Here is a 20,589-nt window from a genome sequence, read left to right as displayed (position 1 = left end):
GGTACGCGTCACAGGCCGAGGTCTTCGATCTCCTTGAGCAGGGCCGCCCTGGAGTCGGGCGGGGCGGCCTCGCAGGGAGCACTTCCGGTCGTGCCCTTGGCCCGCCGGTCGCGGAACAGGTAGCCGCCGAGGATGCCGCCCGCGAAGCCGAAGACGTGGGCCTGCCAGCCGATGCCCTCGGCCGGCAGCAGCCCGGCGAACTGGTAGGCGAAGCACAGGCCCATGACCAGGCCGATGACGATGTCGATCAGGTGCCGGTCGAAGGCCCCGCGTACGAGCACGTACCCGAAGTAGCCGAACACCAGACCGCTCGCGCCCGCGCCGACCGTGGAGGAGTCGGCGGTGAACCACGAGCCGAGCCCGCTGGCGACGGCGATCAGCCCGGTCACGCCGAGGAAGCGCCGTACGCCCCGGTAGGCCGCGAGGAACCCGAAGATGAACAGCGGCCCGGAGTTGCCCTCGATGTGCGCCCAGCTCCAGTGGAGGAGCGGCGCGGAGACGATCCCGGGCAGCCGCTCGACGTCCCAGGGCCTGATGCCGTAGCTGTAGCTGAGCGAGTAGCCCGAGGCCCAGTTGGCCACCTGCACGACCCAGATCAGCGCCAGGAAGCCGACCATGATCCAGAAGGCCTTCCGGGCCTCGGCGAGCATGATTTCGGCGGTACGGCCGTCGCCCACGGAACCTCCCCCGTCACTGAGGATCACCTGGGAAAGATACAGCCGACGGCCGCACGAGTCACCGGCTCGCGGCTTCTGCACGCCGTGGACGACGAGGGCCGGGCACCGGCCGGTGACCGACCGCCGGTGCCCGGCGTCCCGGCACGGCGTGACGCCCTACACGCGCTCGATGACGACGATCGGGATCTCCCGGTCGGTCTTGGTGGCGTACTCGTCGTACGCGGGCCAGGTGGCGGTCATCGTCCGCCACATGTCCGGTCGTTCCTCGGAGGTCGCCGTACGGGCACGCGCCTTGAACCTGTCCCCCTTGATCTGGAACTCCACCTCAGGCTCGGCCTGGAGGTTGAGGTACCACAGCGGGTGCTCGTCGGCCCCGCCCTTGGAGGCGACCACCAGGTAGGCGTCGCCGTACGGCTGGTAGATCAGCGGGGTGCTGCGGGGCTGTCCCGACTTGCGGCCCTTCGTGGTGAGGATGGCCACCGTGGTGCCCTGCCAGTCGTGGCCTTCCTCGCCGTCGGTCTCGATGTAGCGCTTGACGTGTTCCTGTCCGAAAAGCATGGTCGATCACCTTCCCATCAGAGGGGGATCAACCGTCTGAGCCCTCGGCCAATTCCAGGGCGACCTGCAGTCCCGCCGCGGCCCGCTCCTCCTCGGTCGCCGACTCGTCGCGGATGAAGAACCAGGCCGCGTGCATTGCGAACAGCGCCATCGAGCGCCTCAGCCTGACCGGCAGCGGGTCGTCCGGCTCGCACAGCGTCTGCATCAGTTCGCCCATGCGCTCGCGCATCAGGTCGACCTTGGCATGGCCCTGCAGCGCCGTCTTGTTGCGGTCCATGAACTGCATGACCTCGTGGTGGCGTCCGCTGGTCATCAGGGCGGAGTAGCGGCGGATGACCTCCCCGCGGGTCTCCGGGGTGCGGGGGTGCCCGTTCGCCCACGCGATCAGCTCGTCCAGCGCCTTGACGCGGTCTTCGATGAGGCTGGCGACGATGTCCTCTTTGGTGCGGAAGTGGTAGTAGAGTGCCGCCTTGGTCACGCCGAGGGCCTCGGCTATCTCCCGGAGCGACGTCGCCTCGTACCCCTGCTCGGTGAAGAGCCTGATCGCGACCTCCTGGATGCGGCTGCGTGTGTCGGTATGAGCACCCATTCCCTGCTGTCCCTAAATAACTTGACGGCCGGCAAGTAAGGACAATACCGTGCCTCGGGCACTAGCCTGTCGGCAAGTAAGTAAATTCGTTCAAAGGGGGCACCCATGACCACGGAGACCGCGGCCGCGCCCGGCCGGTCCCGGGAAGTGATGATCGTCTTACCCGGTCTCATGCTGGCGATGATGCTGGCGATGCTGGACAACATGATCGTCGGCACCGCGATGCCGAGGATGTCGGGGAGCTCAAGGGCCTGGACTACTTCACCTGGGTCACCACCGCGTACGTGCTGGGCACCACGGTCTCCACGCCGATCTGGGGCAAGCTCGGCGACCTCTACGGCCGCAAGAACATCTTCCTGAGCTCGATCGCCATCTTCCTGGCCGGCTCCGCGCTGTGCGGCATGGCCGGCTCGTCGCTGTTCGGCGGCACCGGCGACGGCATGATCGAGCTGATCGCGTTCCGGGCACTGCAGGGCCTCGGCGCCGGCGGGCTCATCGTCGGCGTGATGGCGATCATCGGGGACCTGGTCCCGCCCCGTGAGCGTGGTCAGTACCAGGGCATCATGGCCGCGATCATGTCGCTCGCCATGATCGCGGGGCCTCTCGTCGGCGGTTTCATCACCGACCACCTGAACTGGCGCTGGGCCTTCTACGTGAACCTCCCGCTCGGCGGCGTGGCGCTGATCTGGCTGATCCTCAAGCTGCACCTGCCCAGGCACCGCACCGAGCACCGCATCGACTGGCTCGGCGCGGCCGTCCTCACCGTGGCGATCACCGCGATCGTGCTGATCACCTCGTGGGGCGGCCAGAAGCACGGGTACCCCTGGGGCTCGTGGCAGATCCTGGGGCTGGCCGCCCTGGCGGTCGTCGCGCTGGCCGTGTTCATCCCCGTCGAGCGGCGCGCGGCCGAGCCGATCCTGCCGCTGCACGTGTTCGCCAACCGCAACTTCACGCTGATCAACGTGCTCGGCTTCCTGCTCGGCTTCGCGATGTTCGGCGCGATCACCTTCCTGCCGATGTTCCAGCAGATCGTGCAGGGCTCCACGGCCACCAACTCCGGCCTGCTCCTGCTCCCGATGATGGCCTCGTCCATGGTCGTGTCGCTGTTCGTCGGCAAGGCGATCACCCAGACCGGGAAGTACAAGAGCTACCCGGTGATCGGCGGCGCGATCATGGCCATCGGCATGTGGCTGCTGTCGACGCAGGACGTCCACACCCCGGCCTGGCGGACCGGCGTCTACATCGCCGTCCTCGGTCTCGGCATGGGCTTCCTGATGCAGACGACCATGCTGATCGCGCAGAACAGCGTCGAGCAGAAGGACATCGGCGTGGCCAGCAGCGCCTCGACGTTCTTCCGCTCCATCGGCGGTTCGTTCGGCATCTCGCTGTTCGGCGCGATCTTCAACAACCGCCTGGCCGACGAGATCGCCGCAAAGCTCGGCCCGCAGGCGGCCTCCCTGGCGGCCTCCGGCGGCGGCCAGATCGACCGGAGGGTGCTCGAACAGCTTCCGCCACCGGTCAAGGCCGGGTTCCTGGACGCGCTCGCCAACACGATCGGCACCGTCTTCCTGTGGTCGGTCCTGTTCGCCGCGCTCGTCCCGGTGATCGCCGCCTTCGTCAAGCACGTCCCGCTGCGCAGCGGCGCTCCCGGCGCCGCCGGGGGGCGAGAAGGCGGAGCCGATGGCTGCCGCCGCCTTCGAGTGACCTGACTCAGAGCCGGTACGCGCACGCCCCGCGCGGGCGTGCGCCGTACCGCGTTCTCCGGGGTGGTCAGGCGGGCCGCTCGGCCCGGTCTCCCGACCAGTCGGTGTGGAAGGAGCCCTCCCGGTCGACCCTCCGGTAGGTGTGGGCGCCGAAGAAGTCACGCAGCCCCTGCAGCAGCGCCGCCGGGAGCCGGTCGCGGCGCAGCCCGTCGTAGTAGGCGAGCGCCGAGGAGAAGCCCGGCGTGGGCACCCCGATCGTCGCCGCCGTCGCCACGACCCGCCGCCACGACTCCTGGGCCTCCTCCAGCGCCTGGGCGAACGTCGGGTCCACCAGCAGCGTCGGCAGGTTCGGGTCCGCGTCGTACGCCGCCCTGATCCGGTCGAGGAAGCGCGCCCTGATGATGCAGCCGCCGCGCCAGATCGTGGCCATCTCGCCCAGGTTCAGGTTCCAGCCGTACTCCGCGCTCGCGGCGGCCATCTGGTCGAACCCCTGGGCGTACGCGACGACCTTGGAGGCGTACAGCGCCCGCCGCACGTCCTCGACGAGGCCGGAGTCGCCGGCCGTGCCGGAGGGGCCGGTGAGCGAGCGGGCGGCGGCCCGCTGCTCGGGGTGGCCCGACAGCGCCCGGGCGAACACCGCCTCGGCGATGCCGGTGACCGGGACGCCGAGGTCGAGGGCGCTCTGCACGGTCCAGCGGCCGGTGCCCTTCTGCTCGGCCTGGTCCTGCACGACGTCCACGAACGGCTTGCCCGTGGCGGGGTCGGTGTGGCCCAGCACCTCGGCGGTGATCTCGATGAGGTACGACTCCAGGTCGCCCCTGTTCCACTCGCGGAAGACGTCGGACAGTTCCTTCGGGTTCAGCCCGAGGGCCTGCCGGAGCAGGTCGTACGACTCCGCGATGAGCTGCATGTCGGCGTACTCGATGCCGTTGTGCACCATCTTGACGAAGTGGCCCGCGCCGTCGGGGCCCACGTGCACGCAGCACGGCACCCCGTCGACCTTCGCCGCGATGTCCTCGAGCAGGGGGCCGAGCGTCTCGTACGCCTCGGCGTCGCCGCCGGGCATGATGCTCGGGCCGTTGAGCGCGCCCTCCTCGCCGCCCGAGATGCCGGTGCCGACGAAGTGGATGCCCCGCTCGCGCAGCGCGGCCTCCCGGCGGCGGGTGTCCATGTAGTGGGCGTTGCCGCCGTCGATGATCATGTCGCCCGGCTCCATGACCGCGGCGAGTTCCTCGATCACGGCGTCGGTGGGCGCCCCGGCCTTGACCATGATGATCGCCTTGCGGGGCCGTTCGAGAGAGGCCACGAACTCCTCGATCGTGCCCGCGGGCAGGAACGCGCCCTCGTCGCGGTGCTCCTCCATGAACCGGGTCGTACGGCTCTCCGTGCGGTTGTGCACCGCGACCACGTGACCGTGGTGGGCGAAGTTCCGGGCGAGGTTGCGACCCATGGTCGCCAGGCCCGTCACTCCGATGTCTGCCTTGTCCATGTGTACAGTCATACCGTTCTCGGGTACGGGCGACCGGCCTCGGGTGGGCGTGTTCCGCGGCCGGTCGCGGTGAGCAGCGCTTTCGGCAGCCAAAGTCGTCGGGCCGGGTGGGCGGCGTACGCGCCGGACCCGCCGGGCGCCACCCGACTTTTCCGCAGGTAGGGGCGCGCGCAGTAGCACATCTGCCCTATCCTGACAAAACCCGCAAAGCAAGCGGGTTTTGTATAGACATGGCCGTCCGATGGCGAGGACACTTGGCCTCCCGCCGGACCGCTGGTAAGTCACTACAGCCAAGAAGGGCCGGCGCGAGCCGGTCCCGCCCACCGTCGTCGCTCACTACGGAGAAGAGACGTGTTCGCACCGAAGCCGGAACGGTCAGTCGTCGCGGTTCCTCCGCCCGGAGACGGGCCCGGATTCTGGGCGGGCGCGCCCAGCGCCGTGAGCCGGGACGGATGGATCTACCTGGCCTATCGGCTGCGCCGGCCGCTCGGCGACGGGCGCGGGTACGCCGTGGAGATCGCCCGCTCGGCCGACGGCGAGCGGTTCGAGAAGATCCTCACGATCACCAAAGAGGAGATGAAGACCGAGTCGCTGGAGCGCCCGACGCTCGTGGTGACGCCTGAGGGCAGATGGCGCCTGTACCTGAGCTGCGCCACGTACGGCACCAAGCACTGGCGGGTCGAGATGATCGAGGCCGCCGGGCCGGCGGAGTTCGACCCCGCCGACGCGCGGGTGGTGCTGCCCGGCGACCTCAAGACCGGCGTCAAGGACCCCGTGATCCTCCATCACGGCGGCGTGTGGCACCTGTGGGCGTCCTGCCACCCCCTGGAGGACCCCGACGAGGCCGACCAGATGGTGACCGACTACGCCACCAGCGCGGACGGCGTCGAGTGGACCTGGCAGGGGACCGCGCTCGACCGGCGGCCGGGCGAGTGGGACTCGCGCGGCGTACGGGTGAGCGCGGTCACGTTCAGCGGCGGGACCGTCATCGCGTACTACGACGGCCGCGCGTCGGCGGAGGAGAACTACGAGGAGCGCACGGGCGTGGCCATCGGCCCCGACCCGTCCACGCTCACCGCCACCGGAACCGCCCCCGTCGCCCAGTCGGAGCACGGCGGGGGAGGGCTGCGCTACCTGTCGATCGTGCCCGTGGCGGGGGGCCACCGCCTGTACTACGAGCTGACCCGCGCCGACGGGGGCCACGAGCTGCGCACCGAGCTGCGCTGATCATCTCGGGGCGGTCGCGGCGGGCGGGCCCGGATGGGGGGTTCGACGCCCCGATGGGATCGCCTCCCGGCGGGCCGTCCACACCGGGCGGCCGGGCGGGTCGGAGGCGCTTCTGAGGCGGCCGTTGCGGGCCTGCCGCTGGCCGGACGGCCGCGCGCCGACCAGGCCGCCGACCGCTCCCGGGGGCGCAGCCAGTCGCCGAAGTCCTCGCCGAAGGAGTCGCGGCCCAGCAGGTCGCGCAGCAGCGCGATGTCGGCGGCGAAGTAGGCGAGCAGTTCCTGGCGCTGCTCCCAGGTGAGCGGCCGCCGGGGCTGCCCGTCGCGCTGCAGCACCCGCTCCAATGGCGCGGTGAGCCGCTGGCCCAGCAGCGGATCGCCGAGCCGGGCGAGCCTGGCCAGGATGCGGTGCCTGCGGCTGTGCCGCGGATGGGCCGTGACGTTCTCCCTAGGCACCTCGCTGATCAGCCCCTGCTCCACCCCGAGGAACGCGCAGATCCGGTCGAGCGTGGTGGCGGGGCGGTCGACCAGGTCGCGGTAGCGGAAGACCAGCACCTGCTCGCGGGGGAACAGCGTGAACAGGTGCTCGAGTTGCTCGCCGTACCGGCCGAGGCCGACGTAGTGCCAGAACGGCGACCAGCCGTCGGCGATCCGCCGCTTCTCCGCCGCGCACGCCTCGATGACGTCGCCGATCGGCTCCAGGCCGGCCGACCACAGATGGGTCCAGTTGGAGTGCGCGCGCTCCACGGGGTCGCGCAGCGAGACGATGAGTTTCGCGTCCGGGATCGCCTCGCGGATCCGCCGCTGGGCCGCGCGGTCGTACAGGTAGAAGGGGGTGGACTCGCCGCGCAGTGCCCCCGGCGGCGCGTCCGCGAACAGCGCCTCGTAGTCGGCGCGCCGCCACACGTGCTCGCGGTAGGTCTCCGCGTCCCCCGGCCCGCCCTTCGCCGGAGGCGGGCCGTCGGTGAGGAAGAACTTCGGCTCCTTGACGGGAGACATGAACAGCCGGGGATGGCGGGCCAGCGCCGCGTGCAGGGCCGTGGTGCCGGCCTTCGGCACCCCGATGACCAGGAAGTCGGGCAGGGCCATGGGAGTCCTCCTACTTTCCCGATTTATTAGGTTGGTTTTGCCCCTTCCTTGCCTAAAAAATCACCCGACCTGGGTGTAGTACCACCGAAACGGGTGCCGATGCCGTATCTCGGCCCCTATTTGGGCGCCACGGCTCCCCGCCTGGCGCGCCCGGCACGGCCGCCGCGCCCGGGAAATCGAAAGGCCGGGTCAGATGGAGGTCGCGCCGGGCGTCGCGACGGCCGGTCGCACCCACGCGGCCGGCCGGTGGCGGGCGAGCGCGGCGGAGCGCCGGTCGCCGTCGGACCAGACCTCGAACCACACCTCGTTGCGGCCGCCCTCGCGGACCAGCCCCCACCGGTCGGCCAGGAGGTCCAGCAGCGGCAGCCCGCGACCGCCCTGGCTCGACCCGTTGGGGAGCGGGTGACCCGGCGCACGGCGGCCCGGCCGAGCCGTCGTCCTCCACGCAGACCCGCACGCGGTCGGGCAGGCACGAGACGGTGACGGTGAAGGTGCCGCCGTCCCCCGAACGGGAGTGGACGACCGCGTTCGTCGCGATCTCGCTGGTCAGCAGCACGCAGTCGTCGTGCCGGGGATGGCCGCGTCCGAGCGCGGCGACACGAGCCTGCGCGCCCGCCCCACCTGGTCCCGCCCACCCGCGAGCCGGGCCACGCGGTTCCCCGCGCCGTCCCCCGAGATCTCCATGAGCTCCTCCCAACGCGTGGCCATGTGGCCGCCGCAGGAGAGGACGTCTGCCCCCGCGCCCGCGATGTCACGGGAAAGTAGGAGTCTGCTTGCCCCGCTATGCCGGGAAAGCGACCCCGCCACCCGCGTCCTCCGGGCGGCGACCGGAAGCCGGCCCGGCCGTCGGCGCCGTACTGTTCCAGGCAGGGATGTTGTGGTGGGCCCGCGCCGCGACAGGGATCCTGTGCGCGGTGTTCGCCTTCGCCCTGATGCCGGCCGTCGCGCGCCGCGAACAGGCCATGGCGTCGCCGGCGTGAGATCCCGGCCCATGCTCGGGTCCCGCGCCGCCGGCTTCCGCTTCGAGGCGTAGGCCGGGTGGAATCAGCCGAACAGTATCGCCACGTCCAAGCCGCCCCCGGGGCGCGGGTGGGCCGTCAGCTGCGCGCCGTGTGCTTCGGCGACGGCCTGCACGATGACCAGGCCCAGTCCGTGGCCGTCGGCGGTGTGGGTTCGTTGGGTACCGAGTCGCTGGAAGGGTTGGAAAAGCCGTCGTAGGTCCTGCGATCGGATGGTAGGGCCGGTGTTGCCGACCGATAGGCGGGCGCGACCATTCGTGAGTTCGGTGGCGATGGTGACGTGTCCGCCGGGACCGTTGTGGTGGAGCGCGTTGTCGACCAGGTTGCCGATCATGCTGGTGATCAGGTCGGGGTCACCGCTGATCGGTGCCGGGTCCAGCGATGCCTGAACCGTGATGGTTCGCCGGGTAGCCTCCGCACGGCGCGACAGCATCACCTCCTTGGTGACGTCAGCCAGGTCGACCACTTCCCGGTGATCGAGGCCCTTCTGTCCTTTCGCCAGTGTGAGCAGGGCGTCGATCAAACGTTCCTGCCGTTCTCCGAGACCGAGTGCTTCCTCGCACGCGGCTCGCAGGCTGGCCTCGCTCGCGTCGGGGTCGGCGAGTGCGACCTGGAGTACGGCGCGTTGACCGGCCAGCGGGGTGCGCAGCTCGTGTGAGGCGTTGGCCACGAAGTTGCGCTGTGCCGCGAACGAGGAGTCCAGCCGCTCGAACAGGTCGTCGAGGGTGCGCCCCAGCTTGGTCAGCTCGTCGTCCGGGCCGCGCAGGCCGAGCCGGCGGTTGAGGTTGGTGGCCGAAATCTCCTGGGCGGTCACGGTCATGGCCCGCAGCGGGCGGAGGAAGCGCCCGGCCAGCCACCACGCGATCAGCACGGTGAGGACCACGACGATGATCGCGGTGATCACGAGCGCGGCATCGGCCCGCTGGAGGGCCGTGTCGGGAGGAGGGGCGGTGTCCCCGGCCCGCAGGCGGATCTGGTCCCTCCCGAAGAGGAAGCCGGCGAACAGCAGCATCGGGACGACGACGGCCAGAACCAGGCCGGCGTACAGTGTCGTGAGCTGCGCGCGCAGGGACGGCCGGCGCAGGCGGTGCCGGGCGCGGTCGGCGCGGCCGGTCACCATCGGGTCCGATGCGGGACTCATCGCGGGACTCCGATCCGGTAGCCGCCCTCACGGATGGTTTCGATCACCGGCGGTTCGCCGAGTTTGGCCCGCAACCGGCGCACCGTCGTCTTGACGGCCGTGGTGAACGGGTCGGCGGCCTCGTCCCAGACCCGTTCCAGCAACTCCTCCGAGGACATGACCCGGTCACCTGCAGCGAGCAGGCATTCCAGCAGGGCGAACTCCTTCGGGGTGAGCTCCAAGCGCCGTCCGCCGCGAAAGGCCACCCGCCGGCTCGGGTCCAGGGTCAGATCCTCCGCCTGGAGGATCGGAGGCACGGCGGGCGCCGAGCGGCGCCCCAGCGCGCGCACGCGGGCCACGAGTTCGGTGAAGTCGAACGGTTTGGGCAGGTAGTCGTCGGCGCCCAAACCCAGGCCCTCGACTCTGTCTCGCACGGTGCCTGCGGCGGTGAGCATCAGCACCCGCGACCCGGCGCCGCCGGCGGCGATGTGTCGGCACACGTCGTCGCCGGGTGTGCCGGGCAGGTCACGGTCCAGCACCACCACGTCGTATCGGGTGCCGGCCAGGTGGGCCAGAGCGTCGTCGCCGTCGAGAACGACGTCCACCGCCATGCCCTCGCGGCGCAACCCGGTACCGATCGTCCTGGCCAGAACCTCGAAGTCTTCGACGACCAGAACTCGCACGACCGTCCTCCTTCTCGTTGGTGGTGCCGCGTTCGGCAGGCGCGACCGCACTGCTCACGATGCCAGGGATCCGGTGTCGGCCGGGTGTCAGCCGCTGACACCCGGGCGACACCGGCCGTGCCGTACAACCATCCCGGAGAGGCGTCCACGAGAGGCACGGCCCGTGAGCACGGTGTCCGTCACACGAGCGAATCCCCTTCGGAAAGGATCAGACGTGAGAGATCCACGGTTGACGCGGCGTAGGTTCCTCGCCGTCACCGGTGCCGGTACGGCAGCCGGCGGACTGCTGACGACCAGCTCGGTGGGCAGCGGCGGCGGACTGCTGACGACCGGCTCGACGGGCAGGGCCGACGCGGCCGCACGGGACCTCACCCAGGCGGTGCTCGCGGCCTTCGAGCGCCACCGGCTCGTTGCGATCGGTGAGTCACACGGTCAGCAGGAACACGGTGACGCGCAGCAGATGCTGCTTGCAGATCCGCGGTTGCCGCAGGTCGTCGACGACATCGTCGTCGAGTTCGGCAACGCGTTGTACCAGCCGGTCGTTGACCGGTTCGTCGCCGGTGCGGCCGTCGACGACCAAGTGTTGCGGCAGGTCTGGCGGAACACCACGCAGTCGCCCGTGGCCACCGGCGACCAGCCGATCCGTGAACAGTTCTTCCGGACCGTCCGCGCCGTCAACTGGACGCTGCCCGCGGAGCGAAGGATCCGGGTGCTGCTCGGGGATCCGCCGATCGACTGGTCCCGCATCACCACCCAAGACCAAGTGGATGTCTTTCTCGCCCAGCGTGACGCCCACATGGCGTCAGTGGTGGAACGGGAAGTGCTCGCCAAGAGACGCCGGGCACTGATCTGCTACGGCAGCGGGCACGTGATGCACTCGCCGGAGCCAGGACAGAACGCCGATCACGGAGTCCCGCTGATCGAGGAACAGACCGGCCAGCGCGTCTACGTGATCGTGGCCGGCAGCCATCCCCGCTTGGTGACCTGTCCACGGCGCACCGTGATCCCGTGCTCGGGCAGCTGGCTGGAATCCACCGACGCGGGACAGTTCATGGACGCGCCGCGGCTGTGCGGCGTCCCCTTGGGAAAGCTGGCCGACGCCGTGCTGTACCTGGGGCAACGGACGGACCTGACACAGTCGCAGTGGAACCCCGCGATCTTCCTCGACCCGGTGTACTGGGCGGAACTGCAGAGGCGCAACGCGATCAACGGGAACCTCGTCGACCTGGAACAGTACCGGCGGCAGCAGCCGATCACTTTGCCCGCGCCACCTCCGGTGAGCTGCGCCGCCGGCCGCGGCGACTGACAGCGAAAGCGCGGATTTCACCCCAGGGTGCTGCCGCGTCCAGCAAGGTCACCGGTGACCGGATCCTGGTCGGCACCGGCCGCACCATGGTGCCCGCCACCAGCGCGCCGGCCATGCGCGCCCAGGTCCACGACGCGGAAAAGCGAAGGGCGGCGGAACCGGTCGGTCCGGTCCCGCCGCCCCGTCTCCGTCGGTGAAGCCGGGCGGGCTCCCTGTCAGGAGTCGTGCGCGGCCGCTCCCGGGGCGGAGCCGTTCACGACGAGCACGCGCTCGCGCTCGGGCACCTCGATGGCCGGGAACGTGCCGGTGTCGACGATCCCGTGCTCCCGGTACGCCGCCTCGATCAGCGCGTACGCCTGGGGTTCGAGCTTCCACAGCGCCCGCCACTCCTTCGCCACGAGGAGCGGGATGCCCACCTCCTGGGCGATGTCGGCGGCCCGGGGGACGTACTTGCGGGCGATCTGCTGGTCCCAGTACTGCCGGGCGGCCCGGAGCTGAGCCGCGCGCTGGGCGGTGTCGACGACTGGCGGCGCCGGCTCGGCCGGAACGTCCTCCTCCTCGTCGTCGATCAGCTCGGCGATGGCCGCGGCGGGCAGCGCCGGGGGAGCGGGCTGCTCGGGCTCCGGCGCCCAGGGGACCGGCGGAGCGAGGTCGATCAGCGCCGAGGTGTTGTAGAGCGCGCCGATCTGGGACAGCAGGGCCTCCTGCCGCTTCTCGTCCACGGCCAGGCCGGTGTACTCCACGGCCTGGTCCATCGCCTTGTCGAGCCTGGCCATCGCGGCGCGCAGCTTGCGGTCGGACGCCCCCGCCTCGCGCAGCGCGCGGACCCGCTTGGCGGCCAGCGCCACCCTGGTGAGCCTGCGGTGGGCGTCCACCTCGCTCGCCGTACGGTCGCTCGCCTCGGCCAGGCCGATCCGGACCAGCACGCGCTCGGGGGTGAGCCGCCAGTTGATGCGGCCCCGGCCGGTGATGCGCACCCGCTCGATGGCCATGCCGCGCTCCCACAGCCAGGCGGCCACGAGCGGCGCGGCGAGACGGAAGACGGCCTCGGCGACGCTGCGGGCGTCCATGCTCGACAGGACGGCCGACAGGGACGTCAGCACCCACACGGCCAGACCGTCGATGCCGGCCGAGTAGTTCTCCCGCATGTTGCGGCGCGCGCGTACGGCGCTGGTGATGACGGCGACCTCGATGAAGGCGAACAGCAGGAGCCGCAGCGGCCCGTCGAATCCGAGGACGTCGCCGGAGAAGCGCCACATGCCCTGGGCGGAGACGCCCGTGGCGATGCTGGCGGCGACGATGGTGAGAACGTCCTCGGTGGGCCGGCCGGCCGCCCAGCGGCGGAACAGGCGGATCAGGGCGCGCAGGGCGAAGAAGGCCAGGACCAGCAAGACCAGGGCGATGACGCTGATGGTGATCGTTCCGACCGGATGGGCCGACGCGAAGGCGGTTATTTGGTCAATGGGGGGCATCAGTCACGGTCTCTCGACGTCCGATGGTTTTCCTCGAGATCATTCCAGAACCGCGTCGTCCTGTGGTGCGAAACGCGCCTCTCCCTAGCAGTCCGTGTCACCGCCGTCACAGGAGCTCGTCGGCTTTTGGAAGCGCGTCCACCTCGCGAGGCGTCAGATGTCCAGATTGAGGCGCGCGATGGGCTCCACGAGCTCCTCCTCCTCGTAGCGCAGGTGCGACAGCAGCACGTCGGACAGCAGGTCCACCTGGTCGCGTACGCCGTCGAGCCGGTCCGGGTCCTCGATCATCGCGACGAGGGCGGCGTCCAGCTCCGTCAGCACGCCGGCGATGACCTCGTGTTCCTGCTCCAGGCGGGCCACGACCGGCGCCAGCGACTCCTGCGCCGCCGCCAGCATCGGGAACATGTGCTCGTCCTCGATCGTGTGGTGGGTGGTCAGCAGGCGGCAGTACGACGCGCAGAACGTGCCGAGCGTCCAGTAGTTCTGCCGCATGGTGAGCTCGTTGATCAGCGAGCGCAGCGCGGCGGCGTCGGAGCGTCCCGCGGCGACCTGCTCCAGGGCGTCCCTGATCTGGGTCAGTTCCCGGCGCAGGTGGTCGTGGATGAGCACGAGCCGCCGGCCGTTCGCCTGCTGCTGTGGCGTGAGCGCGGCGATGTCCCGCTTGGGCAGCCGGGGCCGGGTGCCCTCGTCGAGCACGGCCCGCGCCGGTGTCACCTTCGCGGTCCCGGCCGGGCCCGCGGCGTCCGGCCGTGGTCCCCGTTCGCGCTCGCGCGCCACGGCCTCGCGTACGGCGGGGGCGACCTCCTCGGCGAAGACCTTCAGGTCCCTGTCGTCGTCCACGGCCAGCACGAACACGCTCATGCCGTGACGGAGCGCGAGCTCGGTGAGCCGCTCGGCCCACAGGGCGGGCGGCCCGTCCAGGAACCCCTCCCCGGCGACGCCGGAGAACCGGCCCTCGATGTTGTAGACGCGGCGGATCTCGGCGGGGTCGCGCCCGGCCCGCTCGGCCGCGGCGTCCAGGATCTCGCTCATCGCGCCCAGCTCGCCGGGCCCGGCGTACCCGGACGAGGGCACCCACCCGTCGCCGAGCCGCCCGGTCAGCTCCAGCATGCGCCGCTTGTACGCGCCGAGCCACAGCCCGATCGGATGCGGGGGGAACGGCCCCGGCCGCGCGCCGTCCAGCCGGTAGTGCCTGCCGTCGAGCCGTACGCCCCCGTCGCCCGGGGTCCACAGCGCGCGGAGGACCGCGATGGCCTCCTCCAGCGCGTCCACGGCCTCGCCGGGGCTGTGGCGCGGGCCGCCCATGGCCGCGATGCCGTCCCAGAACGCCCCGGAGCCGAGGCCCAGCTCGACCCGGCCCCCGCTCAGGATGTCGAGGGACGCGGCGGCCCTGGCGAGCACCGCCGGCGGCCGCAGCGGCAGGTTCACCACGTCGGGGAACAGCCGCACCCGCTCGGTGCGCCCCGCGAGCGTGGACAGCAGCGTCCAGGTGTCGAGGAACGCCGGCAGGTAGGGGTGGTCCTGGATGCCGATGATGTCGAGCCCGATCTCGTCGGCCAGCACGGCCTGCCGGACGATCCGGTGATGCCCCGCCGCGTCGGGCGTGAGAAACGCCCCGAACCACAGCTCATGTCCGAAGTCGGCCATTAAATCGCTACCTTTCCGCGTCCCGGACCGGGAGCCTACCTTCGTGACAAGATCCGGCGACATGACCCTGAGGGTCCCCGGCGGCACCGTCCTGTCGGTCGTCATCGGCTCGCGCGCGTACGGGCTGGAGACCGAGGAGTCGGACGTCGACAGGCGGGGCGTGTTCGTGACGCCCACCCCGATGTTCTGGCGGCTCGACAAGCCGCCCGACCACGTGGAGGGGCCGCTGCCCGAGCAGTTCTCGTGGGAGGTCGAGCGGTTCTGCGTGCTCGCGCTCGAGGGCAATCCGGCGGCGCTGGAGTGCCTGTGGTCGCCGCTGGTGGAGCTGGTCACCCCGGTGGGCGAGCGGCTGCTGGCGCTGCGCCGCGCGTTCCTGTCCGCGAAGGCGGAGCGGGCGTTCGCGGGATCGGCCGACCGGCAGTTCCGCCGCCTCGGGCCGGAGGACCCGCCCCGGCCGGGCGGCGACGGCAGGCGGTGGAAGATGGCCATGCACATGATCCGGCTGCTGCTGGGCGCCGCCCATCTGGCGCGGCACGGGGAGCCGCTCGTCGAGGTGGGCGCCCACCGCGACCGGCTGCTCGCCGTACGACGGGGGGAGACGCCCTGGCCCGAAGTGCTGGAGTGGCGCGGGCGGCTGCTCGCCGAGCTGGACCGGCGGGCCGGGAGCGCACTGCCGGAGCGGCCGGACCGGGCGGCCGTGGAGGAGTTCCTGATCGGCGTGCGGAGGTCGGCGCTGTGACCGTGATGGAAGGCGAGGCGATGGGAGGGGAGGCGCCGTGACCGCCGTGCTGCCGTCCTGGCTGCCCGAGGTGGCCGCGGGTGAGCGGCACCCGCTCGCGTTCGCCACCGTGAGCGGCGCGCATCTGTACGGGTTCCCCTCCGTGGACTCGGACGTGGACCTGAGGGGTGTGCACGTGCTGCCGGCCGAGGAGGTCGTCGGCCTGCGCACGGGTGAGGAGACCGTGACCCGCTCGTGGATCCGCGAGGGCGTGGAGGTCGACCTCGTGACCCACGACCTCGCCAAGTTCTGCCGGCTGCTGCTCGGACGCAACGGCTACGTGCTGGAGCAACTCCTGTCGCCGCTGGTCGTGGCCACCTCCCCGCTGCACGAGGAACTGCGCGCTCTCGCCCGGGGGTGCCTGACCCGGCACCACACCCACCACTACCTCGGTTTCGCGCGCACCCAGCGGCGGCTGTTCGACCGTACGGGGGAGCTGAAGCCGCTGCTCTACGCGTTCCGGGTGCTGCTGACGGGCATCCACCTCATGCGCGCGGGTGAGCTCGTCGCCGACCTCACCCTGCTCCTCGACGGCGGGCCGCCGTACCTGCCCGGCCTGGTGGAGGCCAAGCGGGCGGCCGAGCACGGCGGGCTGCCGGACGGCGCGCCCGGCGGGGAACGGCTCGCGGCCGATCTCGACGCGCTCACCGCCCGCCTGGAGGAGGCCCGGGACGCCTCCGCGCTGCCGGACGCCCCGTCGGCCCACGACGCCCTGCACGACCTGGTCGTACGGACCCGCCTCGCCGGACGCTCAACGGGGGACCGAACGGTGAAACAGGACGGGGACACGCGAACAACGCGGGGTGCCGCACCGCACGCGGGGGCCATCGCGGATAATGGGCCAAGCCGCCATCATCCCAGGAGAACGCTTTGACCACTCCGTTCGGCAAAGACAACCTCGACCTGGCCGCGAGCGCGGAGGCACTGGCCGACAGCGCGCCCACCGGATCGCTGCGCCACGCGGCCGCCAAGTCGGTCGCGATCACCTTCGCCACGACCCGTGACGCCGATCACGCACGCAGCACTTTGAACGGCATCTCGCCCGCAGACGTACGGCAGGCCGCGCTGGAGCTCTTCGACGAGCTCTCCGCCCGCGCCGACTGACCCGCGCGACGTGCGGGAACCGGCCGCCCGGCGTGCCCGGGCGGCCGTCCCGTCGCCATGCCTTCCCGCGTCCCCGGCGAGTCGCAGCGTCCGTGGGGGGAGCGTGGAATGAGCGAGCCGGTGCCGGAGGGCGTCGCCGAGGGCGGGACCCCCGGTGCCCGCGTGACGCTGCTGACGTTCGGGCACGGCACCGCGCCGCGCGGACAGCTGATCCCGCTGCTGCAGGCTGCCGGTGTGCGGGAGGTGGTCGACGTCCGGACGCCCCCGGCAGCAGGCGCAACCCCGACGCCGGCCGCGCGGCGCTGGCCGACTGGCTGCCCGAGGCGGGGATCGGCTATCGATGGGACAGGCGCCTGGGCGGGTTCCGCAGGGCGGCTCCCGACTCACCCGACGTGTTCTGGGAGAACCCCTCGTTCCGGGGATACGCGGGCTACTCCCGGCATCCCGACTTCCTGGCGGCGATGGACGAGCTGCTCGCGCGGGCGCGCGCCGCCCGGACCGCCGTGATGTGCGCGGAGGCCGTGTGGTGGCGCTGCCATCGGCGGATCATCGCCGACTTCGCCGTCCTCGTGCGGGGCGCGCGCGTGCTGCACCTGGCGCACGACGGAAGGCTCACCGAACACGCGCCGACCTCTGGCGCCCGGCTGCGCGACGACGGGCTCCTCGTCTACGACAGGGTGTGAAGCAGGCGGCGCCACCGGAGGCCGGACGCGCGAAAGGCCGGATCCCTGGGGGATCCGGCCTCTGCCGTACTGCGTGGTGGGCGATACTGGGATTGAACCAGTGACCTCTTCCGTGTCAGGGAAGCGCTCTCCCGCTGAGCTAATCGCCCTTGGAAACCCAAGAGGTGGAGACGGGATTTGAACCCGTGTACGCGGCTTTGCAGGCCGCTGCCTCGCCTCTCGGCCACTCCACCGTGTAAAGCTCCACAGTGTCAAGCTCCGAGCGGAAGACGGGATTCGAACCCGCGACCCTCACCTTGGCAAGGTGATGCTCTACCACTGAGCCACTTCCGCGTCCCCGGCTCTGTCCGGCCGGGCTCACGGGAAGACCTTATCCAATCTTCCGCCGACTCCCCAAATCAACGGCGTTCCCCCTGCTCACGCCGCGAGTTCCGGCCGATGCTTCCAGCTCCGTCGAACCGTCCCCGCGTTAGCGTCGACACATGTCCGTCACACATGACCACACACACGCCGCGACGGCCGAGATGGCGGGGAACGCCGAAACGGCGGGGAACGCCGAGATCGCGGGAGACGCCGACATCGCCCCCGTCGCGGCCCTGATCGCGGACGGCGCCCGCGCAGCCATGCTCACCGCGCTGCTCGACGGCAGGGCGCTGGCGGCGGGGGAGCTGGCCAGGATCGCGGGCGTGAGCGCCCCCACCGCGAGCTCCCATCTGGCCCGGCTCCTCGACGGGGGCCTGGTGACCGTGGTCAAACAGGGGCGGCATCGCTACTACCGCCTCGCCGGCCCCGACGTCGCCCGCACTCTGGAGGTGCTGGCCCGAATCAGCGGGCGCGTCGCCGTACGGTCCCTGCGGCAGTCGCGGCAGGCCCGGCTGCTGCGGGAGGCACGTAGCTGCTACGACCACCTGGCCGGCCGGGTGGGGGTCGAACTGTACGACGCGCTGGTGCGCGAGGGGCGTCTGGTTGAGGCCGACGGCGGCTGCCTGCTGACCGCGAGCGGCGCGGACGCGCTGACGGAGCTGGGCGTGGACGTGGAGCGGGTGCGCCGCGCCCGCCGCAGGTTCGCCCCCGACTGCCTCGACTGGCTGGAGCGCCGCCCGCACCTCGGCGGGGCGCGTCGGCGCCGCGGTCCTGGACCGGCTCCTCGCGCGGGAATGGCTGGTGCGCGGCACGGTGCCCCGCGCCCTGCGGCTGACAGCCCCGGGGCGGGAGGGACTGGAGAGGATCTTTGGATGTAAGGACCTAAGCTGAGGTACGCTGGTTACTCGCCACGCGCGCAGGGCGCGAGCGGCACGACGTGAAAGAGTGGGACGATGCACGACAACGAGGTCGTGGCCGTCGGCCCGGGACCGCTCGCCTTCGACGACGTGGTCCGGGCCGCGAGGTACGGCGCACAGGTCCGCCTGACGGACGACGCGATCGCCGAGATGGCCGCCTCGCGGGGGAGGGTCGAGGAGCTCGCGGAGGCCGACACCCCGGCCTACGGCGTCTCCACCGGTTTCGGCGCCCTCGCCACCCGGCACATCGACCCCGCGCTCCGCGCCCAGCTCCAGCGCAGCCTCATCCGCTCCCACGCGGCCGGCTCCGGCCCGGAGGTGGAGACCGAGGTCGTGCGGGCCATGATGCTGCTGCGCCTGCGTACGCTCGCCACCGGGCACACCGGCGTGCGCCCGGCCACGGCCCGGGTGCTGGAGTCCCTGCTGAACGCCCGGCTCACCCCGGTCGTGCACGAGTACGGCAGCCTCGGCTGCTCGGGCGACCTCGCCCCGCTCTCCCACGTCGCCCTGACGATCATGGGCGAGGGCGTCGTGAGGGACGCCGAGGGACGCCTGCGGCCCGCCGCGGAGGCGCTCAAGGAACACGGCATCGAGCCCGTCGAACTGGCCGCCAAGGAGGGGCTCGCGCTCGTCAACGGCACCGACGGCATGCTCGGCATGCTGGTGCTCGCGCTGCACGACCTGTCGCGGCTCCTCACCACCGCCGACATCAGCGCCGCGATGAGCGTGGAGGCGCTGCTCGGCACCGACTACGTGTTCGCGGCCGACCTGCAGGCGCTGCGTCCCCATCCCGGCCAGGCCCTGGCGGCGGCCAACATGCGGACGCTGCTCGCCGGCTCTGGTGTCATGGCCTCCCATCGCGACGGCTCCTGCACCCGCGTCCAGGACGCCTACTCCCTGCGCTGCGCCCCCCAGGTCGCCGGCGCCGCCAGGGACACCCTCGCCCACGCCTCAGCCGTCGCCGCCCGCGAGATCGCCAGCGCCATCGACAACCCCGTCGTGCTCGCCGACGGGCGGGTGGAGTCCAACGGCAACTTCCACGGCGCCCCGGTGGCGTACGTCCTGGACTTCCTGGCCATCGCGGTGGCGACCTGGCCTCGATCTCCGAACGGCGGACCGACCGCATGCTGGACGTGGCGCGCAGCCACGGCCTCCCGGCGTTCCTCGCCGACGACCCGGGGGTGGACTCCGGGCACATGATCGCGCAGTACACCCAGGCGGCGATCGTGTCCGAGCTCAAGCGGCTGGCGGTGCCGGCGAGCGTGGACTCGATCCCGAGCTCGGCCATGCAGGAGGACCACGTCTCGATGGGCTGGTCGGCGGGCCGCAAGCTGCGCCGCGCCGTCGACGGGCTCACCCGCGTGCTCGCGATCGAGCTGCTGACCGCCGCCCGCGCGCTCGACCTGCGCGCGCCGTACGCGCCGGCGCCGGGGACGGGCGCGGTCGTCGCGGCGCTGCGCGAGCCGGTGGCCGGGCCGGGGCCGGACCGCTTCCTCGCGCCGGAGATCGAAGCGGTCGTCCGGCTCGTCGAGAGCGGCGCCGTGGTCGCCGCCGCCGAATCCGTGGCCGGCCCCCTGGCGTAAGGCCTTACAGGGCGGCAGGCCTCAGAGGGCGGCGACCACTTCGACCTCGATCATCAGCCCGGGCCGGAACAGCCGTTCGACCTCCACGGTGGTGCTGGCGGGCGGCTCGCCGGTGATGAACCGGCTGCGGACCGCGCCGTACTCGTGCAGCCGGTCCATGTCGGTCAGGAACGTCCTGATGTGCAGGATCCGGTCGAACGACGAGCCCTGGTCGGCCAGGATCCGGCCCAGGTTCTCCATCACGACCTCGGACTGCCGGGTCATGTCGCCCTCGCCGTCGACCTTCCCGTCCTCGTCCAGCGCCACCTGCCCGGACACGAACAGCAGGTCGCCGAAGCGTACGGCGTGGGAGTAGTACCCGTTGGTCGCCGGGACGGAGGGCGGGTCGACCGCCCGCACCTCCTTCGGCGCGGGGGTCTCCGCCGCCCGGGACGCCGCGAACGGGACGACGGCGGTGAGGTCGTGCCCCGCCAGCCCCGGCCGCGACCGCCCCCCGAGAGCAGGTCGCGGGCTGCCGGCCGGGCAGGAACAGGCGGCCCAGAGCGCCGATGACCGCACCGATGACGATGGCGCCGAGAATGGACTC

Annotated in this window: 20 protein-coding genes, 3 tRNA genes and 1 pseudogene; 10 read left to right on the top strand and 14 right to left on the bottom strand. The window is 71.7% G+C overall.

What is annotated here, in order from left to right:
• Nucleotides 1–8: 8 nt before the first annotated feature.
• The 3 genes from B1L11_RS37080 to B1L11_RS37070 form a co-directional block, all read right to left on the bottom strand.
• On the bottom strand, nt 9–704 hold the full coding sequence (locus B1L11_RS37080; protein WP_218671538.1) for a rhomboid family intramembrane serine protease: 696 nt from the start codon (nt 702–704) through the stop codon (nt 9–11).
• 129 nt (nt 705–833) lie between these two features.
• Complete coding sequence (locus B1L11_RS37075) at nt 834–1,235, bottom strand: nitroreductase family deazaflavin-dependent oxidoreductase (RefSeq protein ID WP_079319937.1); 402 nt, start codon at nt 1,233–1,235, stop codon at nt 834–836.
• Between the two features lie 28 nt (nt 1,236–1,263).
• Nucleotides 1,264–1,824 (bottom strand): TetR/AcrR family transcriptional regulator, encoded by a 561-nt coding sequence (locus B1L11_RS37070; RefSeq protein ID WP_079319936.1) that lies wholly within the window; start codon nt 1,822–1,824, stop codon nt 1,264–1,266.
• A gap of 284 nt (nt 1,825–2,108) precedes the next feature.
• On the opposite strand from B1L11_RS37070, the gene B1L11_RS37065 reads away from it, so the two are divergent.
• Nucleotides 2,109–3,533, top strand: a complete 1,425-nt coding sequence (locus B1L11_RS37065; RefSeq protein ID WP_218671537.1) for an MDR family MFS transporter — start codon at nt 2,109–2,111, stop codon at nt 3,531–3,533.
• Nucleotides 3,534–3,594: 61 nt separating this feature from the next.
• Here B1L11_RS37065 and gndA read toward each other — a convergent pair whose 3' ends face one another.
• Nucleotides 3,595–5,016, bottom strand: coding sequence for an NADP-dependent phosphogluconate dehydrogenase (gene gndA, locus B1L11_RS37060; protein ID WP_143737816.1), 1,422 nt, complete (start codon nt 5,014–5,016; stop codon nt 3,595–3,597).
• Nucleotides 5,017–5,367: 351 nt separating this feature from the next.
• On the opposite strand from gndA, the gene B1L11_RS37055 reads away from it, so the two are divergent.
• Nucleotides 5,368–6,243, top strand: coding sequence for a hypothetical protein (locus tag B1L11_RS37055; protein ID WP_079319934.1), 876 nt, complete (start codon nt 5,368–5,370; stop codon nt 6,241–6,243).
• Here B1L11_RS37055 and B1L11_RS37050 read toward each other — a convergent pair.
• Both B1L11_RS37050 and B1L11_RS47430 read right to left on the bottom strand, forming a co-directional pair.
• A complete protein-coding gene (locus B1L11_RS37050; RefSeq protein WP_079319933.1) occupies nt 6,189–7,328 on the bottom strand; it encodes a sulfotransferase in 1,140 nt (379 codons plus the stop codon). The genes B1L11_RS37055 and B1L11_RS37050 overlap by 55 nt on opposite strands.
• Before the next feature lie 546 nt (nt 7,329–7,874).
• Nucleotides 7,875–8,036: a hypothetical protein gene (locus B1L11_RS47430; protein WP_179155500.1), complete on the bottom strand. Its 162-nt coding sequence runs from the start codon at nt 8,034–8,036 to the stop codon at nt 7,875–7,877.
• A 65-nt stretch (nt 8,037–8,101) separates the two neighbouring features.
• Here B1L11_RS47430 and B1L11_RS46045 point away from each other — a divergent pair, with 65 nt between their 5' ends.
• Entirely contained in the window at nt 8,102–8,308 is a 207-nt protein-coding gene (locus B1L11_RS46045) for a hypothetical protein (protein ID WP_143737815.1), read from the top strand.
• 64 nt (nt 8,309–8,372) lie between these two features.
• Here B1L11_RS46045 and B1L11_RS37040 read toward each other — a convergent pair whose 3' ends face one another.
• Together B1L11_RS37040 and B1L11_RS37035 are read right to left on the bottom strand one after the other, a co-directional pair.
• Nucleotides 8,373–9,359, bottom strand: a complete 987-nt coding sequence (locus tag B1L11_RS37040) for a HAMP domain-containing sensor histidine kinase (RefSeq protein ID WP_218671536.1) — start codon at nt 9,357–9,359, stop codon at nt 8,373–8,375.
• Nucleotides 9,360–9,484: 125 nt separating this feature from the next.
• Complete coding sequence (locus tag B1L11_RS37035; protein WP_079319930.1) at nt 9,485–10,150, bottom strand: response regulator transcription factor; 666 nt, start codon at nt 10,148–10,150, stop codon at nt 9,485–9,487.
• 301 nt (nt 10,151–10,451) lie between these two features.
• Between B1L11_RS37035 and B1L11_RS47425 the strand changes: the two genes are divergently transcribed.
• On the top strand, nt 10,452–11,456 hold the full coding sequence (locus B1L11_RS47425; RefSeq protein ID WP_179155499.1) for a hypothetical protein: 1,005 nt from the start codon (nt 10,452–10,454) through the stop codon (nt 11,454–11,456).
• Between the two features lie 215 nt (nt 11,457–11,671).
• Here B1L11_RS47425 and B1L11_RS37025 read toward each other — a convergent pair whose 3' ends face one another.
• The gene (locus B1L11_RS37025) at nt 11,672–12,928 is read right to left on the bottom strand and encodes a hypothetical protein (RefSeq protein ID WP_079319928.1); all 1,257 of its coding nucleotides are present in this window, start codon (nt 12,926–12,928) and stop codon (nt 11,672–11,674) included.
• A gap of 153 nt (nt 12,929–13,081) precedes the next feature.
• Complete coding sequence (locus B1L11_RS37020) at nt 13,082–14,575, bottom strand: LLM class flavin-dependent oxidoreductase (protein ID WP_079319927.1); 1,494 nt, start codon at nt 14,573–14,575, stop codon at nt 13,082–13,084.
• Between the two features lie 61 nt (nt 14,576–14,636).
• Here B1L11_RS37020 and B1L11_RS37015 point away from each other — a divergent pair, with 61 nt between their 5' ends.
• From B1L11_RS37015 to B1L11_RS37000, 4 genes are read left to right on the top strand one after another with little or no spacing between them, the layout of a single operon-like run.
• The gene (locus tag B1L11_RS37015; RefSeq protein WP_079319926.1) at nt 14,637–15,314 is read left to right on the top strand and encodes a DNA polymerase beta superfamily protein; all 678 of its coding nucleotides are present in this window, start codon (nt 14,637–14,639) and stop codon (nt 15,312–15,314) included.
• Nucleotides 15,315–15,351: 37 nt separating this feature from the next.
• Entirely contained in the window at nt 15,352–16,227 is an 876-nt protein-coding gene (locus B1L11_RS37010; protein ID WP_079319925.1) for a DNA polymerase beta superfamily protein, read from the top strand.
• Nucleotides 16,224–16,457: a hypothetical protein gene (locus B1L11_RS37005; protein WP_079319924.1), complete on the top strand. Its 234-nt coding sequence runs from the start codon at nt 16,224–16,226 to the stop codon at nt 16,455–16,457. Before B1L11_RS37010 ends, B1L11_RS37005 begins: the two co-directional genes overlap by 4 nt.
• A gap of 32 nt (nt 16,458–16,489) precedes the next feature.
• Nucleotides 16,490–17,140, top strand: a complete 651-nt coding sequence (locus B1L11_RS37000) for a DUF488 family protein (RefSeq protein ID WP_306291758.1) — start codon at nt 16,490–16,492, stop codon at nt 17,138–17,140.
• Nucleotides 17,141–17,214: 74 nt separating this feature from the next.
• On the opposite strand, the gene B1L11_RS36995 is transcribed toward B1L11_RS37000, so the two are convergent.
• The 3 genes from B1L11_RS36995 to B1L11_RS36985 form a co-directional block, all read right to left on the bottom strand.
• Nucleotides 17,215–17,289 (bottom strand) — tRNA-Val (locus B1L11_RS36995).
• Nucleotides 17,290–17,302: 13 nt separating this feature from the next.
• Nucleotides 17,303–17,373 (bottom strand) — tRNA-Cys (locus B1L11_RS36990).
• A gap of 28 nt (nt 17,374–17,401) precedes the next feature.
• Nucleotides 17,402–17,473: transfer RNA gene (locus B1L11_RS36985), tRNA-Gly, on the bottom strand.
• 149 nt (nt 17,474–17,622) lie between these two features.
• Here B1L11_RS36985 and B1L11_RS36980 point away from each other — a divergent pair.
• Nucleotides 17,623–18,381 (top strand): helix-turn-helix transcriptional regulator, encoded by a 759-nt coding sequence (locus B1L11_RS36980; RefSeq protein WP_256863213.1) that lies wholly within the window; start codon nt 17,623–17,625, stop codon nt 18,379–18,381.
• A 75-nt stretch (nt 18,382–18,456) separates the two neighbouring features.
• Nucleotides 18,457–20,003 (top strand): annotated as a pseudogene (gene hutH / locus B1L11_RS36975) (histidine ammonia-lyase).
• A 21-nt stretch (nt 20,004–20,024) separates the two neighbouring features.
• On the opposite strand, the gene B1L11_RS36970 reads toward hutH, so the two are convergent.
• On the bottom strand, nt 20,025–20,589 hold a 565-nt coding region (locus B1L11_RS36970), incomplete at its 5' end, for a RidA family protein (RefSeq protein WP_256863212.1).

The organism is Microbispora sp. GKU 823 (genome assembly GCF_002027145.1).
Taxonomy (GTDB): Bacteria; Actinomycetota; Actinomycetes; order Streptosporangiales; family Streptosporangiaceae; genus Microbispora; species Microbispora siamensis.
The sequence above is the reverse complement of the archived record's forward strand: the minus strand, read 5'-3'. Positions and strand labels throughout refer to the sequence as shown.

Excerpts from the sequence above, each read along its gene's own strand:
- B1L11_RS37075 (WP_079319937.1), bottom strand. The coding sequence starts at position 1,235 with ATGCTTTTCGGACAGGAACACGTCAAGCGCTACATCGAGACCGACGGC.
- B1L11_RS37070 (WP_079319936.1), bottom strand. The coding sequence starts at position 1,824 with ATGGGTGCTCATACCGACACACGCAGCCGCATCCAGGAGGTCGCGATC.
- gndA (WP_143737816.1), bottom strand. The coding sequence starts at position 5,016 with ATGGACAAGGCAGACATCGGAGTGACGGGCCTGGCGACCATGGGTCGC.
- B1L11_RS37050 (WP_079319933.1), bottom strand. The coding sequence starts at position 7,328 with ATGGCCCTGCCCGACTTCCTGGTCATCGGGGTGCCGAAGGCCGGCACC.
- B1L11_RS47430 (WP_179155500.1), bottom strand. The coding sequence starts at position 8,036 with ATGGCCACGCGTTGGGAGGAGCTCATGGAGATCTCGGGGGACGGCGCG.
- B1L11_RS37040 (WP_218671536.1), bottom strand. The coding sequence starts at position 9,359 with ATGCTGCTGTTCGCCGGCTTCCTCTTCGGGAGGGACCAGATCCGCCTG.
- B1L11_RS37025 (WP_079319928.1), bottom strand. The coding sequence starts at position 12,928 with ATGCCCCCCATTGACCAAATAACCGCCTTCGCGTCGGCCCATCCGGTC.
- B1L11_RS37020 (WP_079319927.1), bottom strand. The coding sequence starts at position 14,575 with ATGGCCGACTTCGGACATGAGCTGTGGTTCGGGGCGTTTCTCACGCCC.
- B1L11_RS37015 (WP_079319926.1), top strand. The coding sequence starts at position 14,637 with ATGACCCTGAGGGTCCCCGGCGGCACCGTCCTGTCGGTCGTCATCGGC.
- B1L11_RS36980 (WP_256863213.1), top strand. The coding sequence starts at position 17,623 with ATGTCCGTCACACATGACCACACACACGCCGCGACGGCCGAGATGGCG.